At 64.2% G+C, this 12,015-nt stretch carries 10 protein-coding genes and 1 pseudogene; 3 read left to right on the top strand and 8 right to left on the bottom strand.

Translation table 11 applies throughout. The features are described 5' to 3' along the window. The first annotated feature begins 14 nt into the window (after window positions 1–14). Both H9K75_RS04130 and H9K75_RS04125 read left to right on the top strand, forming a co-directional pair. The gene (locus H9K75_RS04130; protein ID WP_187724872.1) at window positions 15–1,418 is read left to right on the top strand and encodes a DNA recombination protein RmuC; all 1,404 of its coding nucleotides are present in this window, start codon (window positions 15–17) and stop codon (window positions 1,416–1,418) included. 1 nt (window position 1,419) lies between these two features. After that, entirely contained in the window at window positions 1,420–2,610 is a 1,191-nt protein-coding gene (locus H9K75_RS04125; protein WP_187724871.1) for an MFS transporter, read from the top strand. Between the two features lie 37 nt (window positions 2,611–2,647). Here the strand turns inward: H9K75_RS04125 and H9K75_RS04120 are convergent, their stop codons facing one another. The 5 genes and pseudogenes from H9K75_RS04120 to H9K75_RS04100 all read right to left on the bottom strand — a co-directional run bounded on the left by H9K75_RS04120 (window position 2,648) and on the right by H9K75_RS04100 (window position 6,994). Beyond that, window positions 2,648–3,511, bottom strand: a complete 864-nt coding sequence (locus H9K75_RS04120) for an LOG family protein (protein WP_187724870.1) — start codon at window positions 3,509–3,511, stop codon at window positions 2,648–2,650. Between the two features lie 124 nt (window positions 3,512–3,635). Then, window positions 3,636–4,025 (bottom strand): fluoride efflux transporter CrcB, encoded by a 390-nt coding sequence (crcB, locus tag H9K75_RS04115; RefSeq protein WP_187724869.1) that lies wholly within the window; start codon window positions 4,023–4,025, stop codon window positions 3,636–3,638. Window positions 4,026–4,089: 64 nt separating this feature from the next. Next, a pseudogene (locus tag H9K75_RS04110) lies at window positions 4,090–5,396 on the bottom strand (TRAP transporter large permease). 65 nt (window positions 5,397–5,461) lie between these two features. Next, on the bottom strand, window positions 5,462–5,971 hold the full coding sequence (locus tag H9K75_RS04105) for a TRAP transporter small permease (protein ID WP_187724868.1): 510 nt from the start codon (window positions 5,969–5,971) through the stop codon (window positions 5,462–5,464). A gap of 45 nt (window positions 5,972–6,016) precedes the next feature. Then, complete coding sequence (locus H9K75_RS04100; RefSeq protein ID WP_187724867.1) at window positions 6,017–6,994, bottom strand: TRAP transporter substrate-binding protein; 978 nt, start codon at window positions 6,992–6,994, stop codon at window positions 6,017–6,019. Between the two features lie 196 nt (window positions 6,995–7,190). Between H9K75_RS04100 and H9K75_RS04095 the strand changes: the two genes are divergently transcribed. Continuing rightward, window positions 7,191–10,829: a hydantoinase B/oxoprolinase family protein gene (locus H9K75_RS04095; protein WP_187724866.1), complete on the top strand. Its 3,639-nt coding sequence runs from the start codon at window positions 7,191–7,193 to the stop codon at window positions 10,827–10,829. A gap of 6 nt (window positions 10,830–10,835) precedes the next feature. Here H9K75_RS04095 and mnhG read toward each other — a convergent pair whose 3' ends face one another. Genes mnhG through H9K75_RS04080 form a run of 3 tightly spaced genes read right to left on the bottom strand, consistent with a single transcriptional unit; the run spans window position 10,836 to window position 12,000 of the window. Beyond that, window positions 10,836–11,234: a monovalent cation/H(+) antiporter subunit G gene (gene mnhG / locus H9K75_RS04090; RefSeq protein ID WP_187724865.1), complete on the bottom strand. Its 399-nt coding sequence runs from the start codon at window positions 11,232–11,234 to the stop codon at window positions 10,836–10,838. Beyond that, entirely contained in the window at window positions 11,231–11,512 is a 282-nt protein-coding gene (locus tag H9K75_RS04085) for a K+/H+ antiporter subunit F (protein WP_187724864.1), read from the bottom strand. The genes mnhG and H9K75_RS04085 overlap by 4 nt, the downstream gene beginning before the upstream one ends. Then, entirely contained in the window at window positions 11,509–12,000 is a 492-nt protein-coding gene (locus H9K75_RS04080; protein WP_187725900.1) for a Na+/H+ antiporter subunit E, read from the bottom strand. The genes H9K75_RS04085 and H9K75_RS04080 overlap by 4 nt, the downstream gene beginning before the upstream one ends. Window positions 12,001–12,015: the final 15 nt, after the last annotated feature.

The following is a 12,015-nucleotide window of genomic DNA, read 5'->3' as shown; positions in this document are numbered from 1 at the left end:
CGGTCTGGATTTTGATGACTGTTGAAACGATCGCCATTCTGGCTTTGTTGGTTCTGGTGGTTCTGCTGCTTGCGGTGCTGCTCTTTCGTCGCCCGCGCGTGGAGTTGCCCGCCGAGATTTTGCAGCGATTGCTGGCGCTTGAGGCCACGGCACAGGCCACGCAGCTTGCGGTGGCCCGAAACGATGGCGCGATGAACGGCATGGCGCTGCATCTGCGGGCCTTCTCGCAAACCTCGCAGGACGCGCTCGACGGTGTGCGCGACGCCGTCGAGGAGCGCCTTGCGCTCGCCGTGAACGAGGCGCGCATCAGCCGCAGTGAATTGCAGACCTCGCTGGGTGCGTTCGAGTCCAAACTCGACCAGCGCCTTGCCATGCTCGACTCGGCGTTTGCGCAGCGCTTTGATGCGCTGTCGCATTCGATGCGCAGCACGCTCAACGAACGCCTCACCGCGATTCAGACCGACAACTCGGCCAAGCTCGAAGAGATGCGCCGCACGGTCGATGAAAAGCTGCATGCGACGCTCGAGCACCGGCTCGGCGAATCCTTCAAGCTGGTCAGCGACCGGCTCGAACAGGTGCACAAGGGGCTCGGTGAAATGCAGACGCTCGCGGGCAGCGTCGGCGATCTCAAGCGCGTGATGACGAACGTGAAGTCACGCGGCACCTGGGGAGAAATGCAGCTCGGCGCGATCATCGACAACGTGCTCTCGCCCGATCAATACGCGCGGAACGTGAAGACCGTTCCCGGCAGCGACGAACTGGTCGAATTCGCGATTCGCCTGCCGGGCAAAAGCGACGAGACACCGGTCTGGCTGCCCATCGATTCGAAGTATCCGGTGGAGCACTACCAGCGCCTGATCGATGCCTCCGATGCCGCCGACAAGCCCGCGATGGTCGCGGCCGGCAATGCGTTCGAGGCCTCGATCCGGCTGGAGGCGAGAAAGATTTTCGGCAAGTACGTATCGCCGCCGTACACCACCGATTTTGCCGTGCTGTATCTGCCGACCGAAGGACTGTTTGCCGAGGTGATGCGCCGGCCCGGTCTTGTCGAGGCCATCCAGAACGACTGCCGCGTGATGATCACCGGCCCCGCCAATCTGGCCGCCATGCTCAACAGCCTGCAGATGGGCTTCAAGACGCTGGCGATTGAAAAGCGTTCATCGGAGGTCTGGGCCGTGCTCGGACAGGTCAAGACGGAGTTTCAGAACTTTGGCTCGGTGGTCGATGCGACACGCAAATCCATCGAGGCGGCGGCGCGCAAGTTCGATCAGGTGGACGTGCGCACGCGCGCCATTCAGCGCAAGCTGCGCGACGTGCAGGAGCTGCCCGCGCCCGATGACGGCGCAGCGGTGGAGCAGGGTGAGCGGCAGGAGCCGCCGCCGTCCGGCGATCTGCTGCTGAGGGACGAAGGAGAGTGACTTGAACTGGGCACTCGCGCGGCTCATCGCCGGACAGGTCTGCATTCACGCCAGCATGACCGGCATGCGCCTGGCCGCGCCGCTGCTGGCGCTGCGCGAGGGTTACAGCGCCGTGGCGGTCGGCATGTTGCTCGCGCTGTTTGCACTCACGCAGGTATTCCTGGCCTTGCCTGCCGGGCGCTACGCGGATCGGCACGGGCTCAAGCGGCCGGTCAAATATGCGGTGATGGTCGCCACGTTTGGCACGGCCGCTGCGGTGGTGTTTCCGGTCTATCCGGTGCTGTGCCTTGCCGCGCTGTGCACCGGCGCGGCCAGTGGCATTGCCATCATCGCGCTACAGCGCCATGTGGGGCGCGCCGCGCAGGATGCGACGGCACTGCGGCAGGTGTTCAGCTGGCTGGCCATCGGCCCGGCGATTTCCAATTTCATCGGGCCGTTTTTTGCGGGTCTGCTGATCGATCATGCGGGCAGCGAACCCGGCAGCACGACGGGTTACCGCGCGGCGTTCGCGATGACCATGGGCATGGCGCTGCTCTCGTGGCTGTGGGTGCGGCAAACCGAGGAGTTGCCGCCGGTGATTGCAGCAGCGGGCAACGCCCGGCGGAACAAGGCCTGGGATCTGCTGCAAGACACTAATTTCAGGCGGCTGCTGATTCTCAACTGGCTGCTGTCGTCATGCTGGGATGTGCACACCTTCGTCGTGCCGCTGATCGGTCATGAGCGCGGGCTGTCGGCTTCGGTGATCGGCACGATCCTGGGCGGCTTCGCGCTCGCCGCCGCAGCCATCCGCGTGCTCATGCCCTTTGTCGCCGAACGTCTGCGCGAGGCCACGGTGCTGATGGTTGCGATGGCGACCACGGCGCTGCTGTTTGCCGTCTACCCGCTCATGCCGACCGCCATTTTGCTGGGTATATGTTCGGTGCTGCTCGGCCTGGCGCTGGGCTCCGTGCAGCCGATGATCATGAGCATGCTGCACCAGATCACGCCTCCTGAACGCCATGGCGAGGCACTCGGCCTGCGGCTCATGGCGATCAATGCGTCGAGCGTGGTGATGCCGGTGATCTTCGGCTATGCGGGCGCTTTGGTCGGCGTTGCGGGGCTGTTCTGGATTGTCGGCGGGGCGGTCGGCGGGGGCTCGCGCATCGCCTGGAAGATGCGCCGCATGGCGCTGCCGGAGCAGCATCCGCATTGATGATGACGACGGCAATGTCGCGCCGCCCGCCGCAGGTTCAGAGCTTGTAGAAGTCCTTGATCTGCTTCCAGGCTTCGGCAGGATCGTCCACGTAGGTGAACAGCTTCAGATCGTTGGCTGAAATCGTGCCCTGTTCGACCAGCGCGTCGAAGTTGATGAGCTTTTTCCAGAACTCGCTGCCAAACAGGATGATGGGCAGGGCCTTGGCCTTGCCGGTCTGCACGAGTGTGAGCACCTCGAACAGTTCATCGAGCGTGCCGAAGCCGCCCGGAAACGCGACCAGTGCCTTTGCGCGCATCAAGAAATGCATCTTGCGCAGCGCAAAGTAATGGAACTTGAAGCACAGCGACGGCGAGATGTACTTGTTGCCGCTTTGCTCGTGCGGCAGCGTGATGTTCAGGCCGACATTGAGCGCGCCCACTTCATGTGCGCCACGGTTGGCCGCCTCCATGATGCCGGGACCGCCGCCGGTGCAGATATAGATGCGGTCCTTCTGCGCGCGCGGCTGGCTGAACTCGGCCACGATGCGTGCGAACAGCCGCGCCTGATCGTAGTAGTAGGAGTTCTTCACCGCGAGTTCGCCGCGGCGGATGCGTTCCTCGTCGCCGCTGGCGATGGCCTCGTCGAGCTGTTTTTGCGCGTCTTCGGGCGCGAGCATGCGGGCGCTGCCGTAGACCACGACGGTGCTTTCGACCCCTTGCTCGGCCATTTCCAGATCGGGCTTGAGCAGCTCGAGTTGAAAGCGGATGCCGCGCGTCTCGCGGCGCAGCATGAATTCGGGATCGGCGAAGGCGAGGCGGTAGGAGTCGCGCTCGAGCGGATTGCCTTCCACGGCGAAATTGTGCAGTTCAGCCCAGGCGTCGGCGAGGCGGCGGTCATTCAGGTTGGTATTTGCGTCCATGGGAACCGTTGTTGTTTGTGTCTCGGGGAATGGCCCGTTGGCGATCAGGATAGACCGGAATGGACGGCATTCGTGCGAAACCGAGAGGTTACTATGCCGCGCAAAACGTTATTGACATTCGTAATCACGTGCGCGGGGTATGGAGAATCAGGGCGACGGTTTGCAGACCGAGCCAGGTCATCGCGAGCGAGCCCAGCAGATGCACGGCGCACCATGCAAGGGCCGGGGCGAGGCGCTGCTCCTGGAGCAGCGTGATGACCTCGGCGGAGAAGCTCGAAAACGTGGTGAGCGCGCCCAGAAAGCCGGTCACGAGCGCCAATCGCCATGCGGGGTCGAGTTGCGGAATGACCTGAAAGCTCGCCACGCAGATGCCGATCAGGTAGCCGCCGATGATGTTGGCGGCGAGCGTTCCCCAGGGCAGGGCGGCACCCGCGCTGAGCCACAGTCCCAGACCCCAGCGCGCGAGCGCCCCGAGGCTGGCACCGAGACAGATCGCGAAAACTTGAAACAGCATGCGGCGATTGTAGGGCGAGCCCGGCAGCACAACCGGGGCTCACGGCACCGCGTTTGCGAAGCGTTCAGGCGCGCACCGACATCTGCTGCGGCAGCCAGGTCACGATTCCAGGGAACATGTAGATGATGGCGACCGCCACGCACATCAGCAGGAACATCGGCGCCGCCACGCGTGCGATCCATGTGAGTTCCTTGCCGGTCATGCCCTGCAGCACGAACAGATTGAAACCGACGGGCGGGGTGATCTGTGCAAGCTCGACCACCAGCACGATGAAGATGCCGAACCAGATGGGATCGATGCCCGCGGCGTTCACCGTGGGCATGAGCACGCCCATGGTCAGCACGACCATCGAGATGCCATCGAGAAAACACCCGAGGATGATGTAGAAGATCGCGAGGGCAACCACCAACTGCGCTTGCGAAAGGCCCAGCGAGGCAATCCATTCCGCGAGATGGCGTGGCAGGCCGATGTAGCCCATGGCAAGCGTGAGAAACGCCGCGCCCGCCAGGATCAGCGCGATCATGCAGTAAAGCCGCGTGGCACCGAACAGGGCGTCCTTGAAGCTCTGCCAGTTCAGCGAGCCCTGCACGGCAGAGAGAATCAGCGAGCCGAGCACGCCCACACCAGCCGCTTCGGTCGCGGTCGCGATGCCGGTGTAGATCGAGCCGAGCACGGCGGCGATCAGCAGCACGACGGGAATCAGCGCGCGCGATTCATGCAGCTTCTCGCCGAAGGTCATTCGCGCGTCGGCGCGCGGCACCTGATCGGGATTGCGCAACGCCCAGAGCATGATGTAGCCGGAAAACAGCGCGGCCAGCAGCACGCCCGGCAGCACGCCGGCGATGAAGAGCTTGGAGATCGACACCTCGGCGGTCACGCCGTAGACGATCATGATGATCGATGGCGGAATCAGCAGGCCCAGCGTGCTCGCGCCCGCCAGTGTGCCGATGACCATCTTCTCGGGATAGCCACGGCGCGTGAGCTCGGGCAGCGTCATCTTGCCGATGGTGGCGCAGGTCGCGGCGCTCGATCCCGACACCGCAGCAAAGATGGTGCAGCCCACGACGTTGGTGTGCAGCAGGCGACCCGGCAGGTTCTGTACCCACGGCGCCAGGCCCTTGAACATGTCCTGCGACAGCCGCGTGCGGAAAAGAATTTCGCCCATCCAGACGAACAGCGGCAGCGCCGTGAGCGTCCAGCTCGATGCCGAGCCCCAGATGGTCACGGCCATCGCATCCCCGGCGGGGCGTGACGAAAAAAGCTGCATGGCGATCCATGCAACCCCGAGAGCGTGAGCCCGATCCATACGCCGCTGGCGAGAATCAGGAACAACGCGCCGATCAGCAGTCCGGTGATGGCGAGGTCACTCATGGTGTGACTTTCATGGAGTTGGAAACCTGGCGCGCAAGCGCCATGCGGGAAGGGTGAGTGGTGATCTATTCGTTGCGCAGCGCTTCGCCGCTCACGGGAACGGTGCGCTTGCCGAGGATTTCGAGCACCAGTTCATCGGCGCACGCAATCGCCATGACGAGTGAGCCGACCGCCATCGTGAGCTGCGGAATCCACAGCGGAGTCGCGTCGTTGCTGGTCGAGATGTCGTGGAATTCGTGCGATTGCCACGCAAGGCGGATGCTGTAGTAGGCAAACAGCGCGGCCAGCAGGGTGCCGACGAACAGGGCCAGGACTTCGAGCGATTTTTTCGAGCGGCCCTTGAGCGCATTGGCGATCAACGTCACGCGGATGTGCTCACCGCGCTTGAGCGTGTGCGCCAGCGCCAGAAAGCCAGCACCGGCCATCAGATAGCCCGCGTAGGCATCGATGCCGGAGATGAGAAAGTGCAACTGCCGACTCGCAATCGACAGCAGCACCGCCACCAGCAGCGCCACCATGCAGGTGGCCGCGAGCACGGCGCTGCCGTCGTAGAGGAAATTCAGGAAGCGTCGCATGTCGGCGGTTTGCTGGGAAATAATTGCTTGCGGATGACTTGTCGATCACTTGCGATACGCGTCAACCAGCGCCTTGCCTTCCGGACCGGCCTTGTCCAGCCATTCCTTGAGCATGGTGTCGCCGACCTTGTTCATGTCGGACTTCAACGTGGCGCTCGGCGGCAGAACCTGCATGCCTTCGGCCTTGAGCTTGACCAGCGTATCGTCGTTGACCTTGCGGCTCGCGGCCCAGCCACGCGTCTCGGCGGCCGCAGCGGCCTTGAGCACGGCTTCCTGCGTGGGCTTGTCGAGCGCGTCGAATGCCTTCTTGTTCATGAGCACCGCGTTCTTGGGCAACCAGGCCTGCGTGTCGTAGTAGTACTTGAGGTGTTCGTAGAGCTTGCTGTCTACGCCCGTCGCGCCCGAGGTCATCATCGAATCGACCACGCCGGTCGCAAGCGCCTGCGAGAGTTCTGCCTGCTGCACCGTCACGGGTTGCGCGCCCACCAGCTCGGCGATGCGTGCGGTGGCGGGGCTGTACGCGCGCCACTTGATGCCCTTGAGGTCGGCCGCGCTGTTGATCGCCTTCTTGGTGTAGATGCCCTGCGTGGGCCAGGCCACCGAGTACAGCAGCATCATGCCTTGCTCGCCGAGCTTCTTTTCGAGAAACGGCTTTTGCGCCTGGTAGAGCTTCATCGACGAGTCATAGCTGTCCGCGAGAAACGGGATGCCGTCCGCGCCGAAGATCTGCCACTCGTTCTGATAATTCACGAGCAGGATCTCTCCCAACTGGGCCTGTGCGCCCTGGACGGCGCGCTTGATTTCCGGCGCCTTGAACAATGCCGCGTTGGCATGCACGGTGATCTTGAGCTTGCCGCCCGATGCGGCCTCGACGTCCTTGGCAAATTGCGTGATGTTTTCCGTGTGGAAATTGGTGACCGGATAGGCCGTGGCGAAGTCCCATTTGGTCTGCGCCTGTGCGGCAGTGAAACTCACCGCGCCACAGACAGCCAGCGCGGCAACGGAAAAAAATCTACGCTTCATTGCATTGACTCCGGACGAGTTGAAACAAGGGGACGCTTGCGGCATCAGAACAATCGATGAATGTAACTGATCACATTTTGATAGCTAATAGGTACATACCTTGATGGCGTTTTGCGCATGCGCAACATCAAGGACAATGTTCGCCGGACACACCGCGCACGTCGCGCATGAATCAGAGAGCAGAGAGAGTAGTGAGATGAGCAACCGACGCTGGCAGTTCTGGGTGGATCGTGGAGGCACATTTACCGACGTGGTCGGGCGCAGACCGGATGGCGGCATCGTCACCCACAAGCTGTTGTCGGAGAATCCCGAGCAATACCGCGACGCGGCGGTGGCGGGCATCCGCCACCTGCTTGGCGTGAACGCGCGCGATGCCATTACCGCCGAACGCGTGGAGTGCGTGAAGATGGGCACGACGGTGGCCACGAACGCGTTGCTCGAACGCAAGGGCGAGCCCACCTTGCTCATCACCACGCGCGGTTTTCGCGACGCGCTGCGCATTGCCTACCAGAATCGCCCGCGGCTGTTCGATCGCCGCATCGGGCTGCCCGAGCTGCTGTACAGCCGCGTGATCGAGGCGCAGGAGCGCATGTCCGCCGATGGCGCGGTGATCGAGGCGCTCGACCGGGAGCATCTGCGCGAGCGCCTGTGGGCCGCGCATGACGCGGGTCTGTGCAGCGTCGCCATCGTGTTCATGCATGGCTGGCGCTACACCGAACACGAGACGCTGGCGGCGCAGCTCGCGAGCGAGGCGGGCTTCACGCAGATCAGTACCTCGCACGGCACGAGCCCGCTCATGAAGTTCGTGAGCCGGGGTGACACCACCGTGGTCGATGCGTATCTCTCGCCGATTCTCAGGCGCTATGTCGAGCAGGTGCAGGCAGAGCTGCCGGGCGTGCCGCTGTATTTCATGCAGTCGTCGGGCGGGCTCGCGCACGCGCAGCGCTTTCAGGGCAAGGACGCGATCCTCTCCGGGCCTGCGGGCGGCATCGTCGGCATGGCGCGCACCGCGCAGATCGCGGGACAGGAGCGCGTGATCGGCTTCGACATGGGTGGCACCTCCACCGACGTGAGCCACTTTGCGGGCGAGTTCGAGCGCGAGTTTGAAACCCAGGTCGCGGGTGTGCGCATGCGCGCGCCGATGATGAGCATTCACACCGTGGCGTCGGGCGGTGGATCGATTCTCGCGTTCGACGGCGCGCGCTTTCGCGTCGGGCCGCAGAGCGCTGGTGCGAATCCCGGCCCGGCGAGCTACCGTCGCGGCGGCCCGCTTGCGGTGACCGATGCCAACGTCATGGTGGGCAAGCTGCAACCCGATTATTTTCCGCGCGTCTTCGGGCATGGTGCCGACCAGAGTCTCGACGCCGGGGTCGTCAACGAAAAATTTCTTGAACTGTCACAGGGCCTTGATCGAACGCCCGAATCCGTCGCCCATGGCTATATCGAAATCGCGGTGCAGCAGATGGCGAACGCGATCAAGAAGATCTCGGTGGCGCGCGGCTACGACGTCACGCGCTACACGCTGCAATGCTTCGGGGGCGCGGGCGGTCAGCATGCGTGTCTGGTGGCGGACGCGCTGGGCATGGAGCGGGTGCTGATCCATCCGCTCGCCGGGGTGCTGTCGGCCTACGGCATGGGGCTGGCCGACCAGAACGTGATGCGCGAGCGGGCGCTCGAGGTCCCGCTCACCGAACCGAATTTTGCGCGGATCGAGTCCACGCTGTCCGAACTCGAAACCGCCGCGCGTGCCGAGCTGACGGAGCGCGGCCTGAGCGAAGCTGCGCCGCAGGTGCTGCGCCGCGCGCACGTGCGCTATGAGGGCGCGGATTCTGCGCTGGTCATTCCGTTTGGCACGCTCGCGCAGATGAGTGCTGCTTTCGAGCGCGCGTATCGCCAGCGGTTTTCCTTTCTGATGCAGGGCCGCGCGCTGGTCGTCGAAGCGGTCTCGGTGGAGCTGGTGGTTGCCGGTGAAGATGCGACCGAGGCACGGCAGGCCGAGCACCCGGAACGTGCCGTGCCCCAGCGCGCAAGCGTGCGCGTGTTCACCGTCGGCACCAATGGCGAACCCGCATGGCATGACGCGCCGCTCGTGGTGCGCGAGGACATGCGTCCCGGCGACCTTGTGCAGGGCCCGGCGATCATCGCGGAGAAAAATGCCACGACGGTGGTTGAGCCCGGCTGGCAGGCGCGGCTCACGGGGCTTGACCACCTGCTGCTCTCGCGCCACATGCCGCGCGCGCAACGCCTCGCGGCGGGCACGCAGGTCGATCCGGTGCTGCTCGAGGTCTTCAACAATCTGTTCATGAACATCGCGGAGCAGATGGGGCTACAGCTTCAGAACACCGCGTACTCGGTGAACATCAAGGAGCGACTCGACTTCAGTTGCGCACTGTTTGACGGCGAGGGCCAGCTCATCGCCAACGCTCCGCACATGCCGGTGCATCTGGGCTCGATGGGCGAGAGCATCAAGACCGTCATCGCGCGCAATCGGGGCAGCATGCAGCGCGGCGACGTCTTCGTGCTCAACGATCCCTACCACGGCGGCACACATCTGCCGGACATCACCGTGATCACGCCGGTCTACATCGACGGCGCTGCCGAGCCCACCTTCTATGTGGGCAGTCGCGGACACCACGCGGACGTGGGCGGCGTGACGCCCGGTTCGATGCCGCCGTTCTCGACACGCATCGAGGAAGAGGGCGTGCAGCTCGACAACGTGAAGCTGGTCGATGCCGGTACGCTGCAAGAGGCGCAGATGCTGGCGCTGCTCGCAAGCGGTGAGTACCCGGCGCGCAATCCCGCGCAAAATCTTGCCGATCTGAAGGCGCAGATCGCCGCCAACGAAAAAGGCGTGCAGGAGCTGCACCGCATGGTCGGGCAGTTCGGCCTTGCGGTAGTACAGGCATACATGCGGCACGTGCAGGACAACGCCGAGGAGTCGGTACGCCGCGCGATCACGCGCCTGTCAGCGCGCATGGGCGACGGCGCGTTCACGCTGCCGCTCGACAACGGCGCGCAGATCCAGGTGGCGATCCGCATCGATGCGGCGACGCGCAGCGCGGAGATCGATTTCAGCGGCACCTCGCCGCAACAGGCCAACAATTTCAACGCGCCCACGGCGGTCTGCATGGCGGCGGTGCTGTACGTGTTCCGCACGCTGGTCGATGACGACATTCCCCTGAACGCCGGTTGCCTCAAGCCGCTCAAGGTGCACATCCCCGAAGGCTGCATGCTCAATCCGCTGCCACCGGCTTCCGTGGTTGCGGGCAATGTCGAGACCTCGACCTGCATCACCAATGCGCTGCTCGGAGCGCTCGGCGTGTCTGCGGCGAGCCAGTGCACGATGAACAATTTCACCTTCGGCAACGAGCGCTACCAGTACTACGAGACCATTTCGGGCGGTAGCGGTGCGGGTGGCGTGTTCGATGACGCGGGTCGGCTGCTGGACGGATTCGACGGAACCAGCGTCGTGCAGACCCATATGACCAATTCGCGCATGACCGACCCGGAGGTGCTCGAGTTCCGCTTTCCGGTGCGCCTCGAAAGCTACGCGATCCGCGCCGATTCAGGCGGCGCCGGAAAGTGGAGCGGCGGCAACGGCGGCGTGCGGCGCATGCGGTTTCTCGAGCCGATGACGGCCGGCATTCTCTCGAATGGCCGCGTGCGTGGCTCGTTCGGCATGGCCGGTGGCGCTCCAGGCAAGGCTGGCATCAACCGCGTGCTGCGTGCGGATGGCAGCGTGGAGCCGCTTGCGCACATCGGTCAGGCGCAGATGAATGCGGGCGACATCTTTGAAATCCATACGCCCGGCGGCGGCGGCTTCGGGGAGCGTTGACCTCACTCAGTCCGGTTCCTCGCCGGACAGCAGGGCGGCGGCGCGCGTGCGGCTCTCGGTGTTGTCGCTCAGGCTGGGCGGCACCACTTCGCCGGAGCGGCGGGCGCGAAACAGCGCGGCGCGCATCAGGAAGATGGTGGTCACGGGCACGGTGATGGCGATGAAGATGGCGATCAGGATCGCGTGGATGGCCAGCTTGTGTTCCTGCACCGAGAAGTAGATCAGCGTCGCATGCATGATGCACCAGGTGGCGAGCGTGGCGATGATCGATGGCGCATGCACGCGCTCGAAATAGCTCTTGAGGCGCAGCAGCCCCGAGGAGCCGATCAGCGCGGTCAGCGCGCCCAGCACCACGATGGCCGAGATGAAGATGTCGAGCCAGAGCGGCAGTGTGTGTTCGGTCATTCGATCACCTCGCCGCGCAGCAGGAACTTGGCCATGGCGGTGGAACTCGCAAAGCCGAGCAGCGCGATCAGCAGCGCGGCCTCGAAGTAGGCGCTGCTGCTGTAGTAGATGCCGAGCACCAGCATGAACAGCATGCCGTTGAGATACATGCAGTCCAGCGCCAGCACACGGTCCTGCGCCGCCGGGCCGCGCACGATGCGCACCAGGCAGCAGAACATCGCCAGCGACAGCAGGAACATGGCAATGGGCAGGGCCCAGGAAAGCACGGGATTGATCATTCGAAAATCTCCATGAGAGGACGCTCGAACTTGGCCTTGACGTGATCGATCACCTCCTGCGGGTCACCGACCTCGAGCACATGCAGCATCAGCACCGAGCGGTCCAGCGACAGCTCCGCCCAGGCGGTTCCGGGCGTGAGGCAGACGATCATAGCGAGCACCGCGAGACCGTTGGGATCGCGCAGCTCCAGCGGAATCTGCACGAAGCGGGACGGATGGCGGCGTGCCGACGGGCGCACGAGAAATCGCATCACGGCAAAGTTGGATACCGTGGTGTCCACGACGACGGCGGTGCACAGACGCAGGATCGCGCCGAGGTTGCGCACGCGCACGTGGCGCGGTCGCAGGCCACGGAACAGCACCGGCAGCAGCAGCGCCAGAATCAGCGCGAGCAGCAGGTGCCCGGCGCTCAGCGACTGGTTGAGCAACAGCCAGATCACGAACAGCGCCACGGACAACAGCGGCGCCGGGAAGATTTTCTTCATCATCATGGTTGCAGCCCT

Source organism: Diaphorobacter aerolatus (assembly GCF_014489535.1).
GTDB lineage: Bacteria > Pseudomonadota > Gammaproteobacteria > Burkholderiales > Burkholderiaceae_C > Diaphorobacter_A > Diaphorobacter_A aerolatus.
This window is presented reverse-complemented; position numbering and strand designations above follow the sequence as displayed.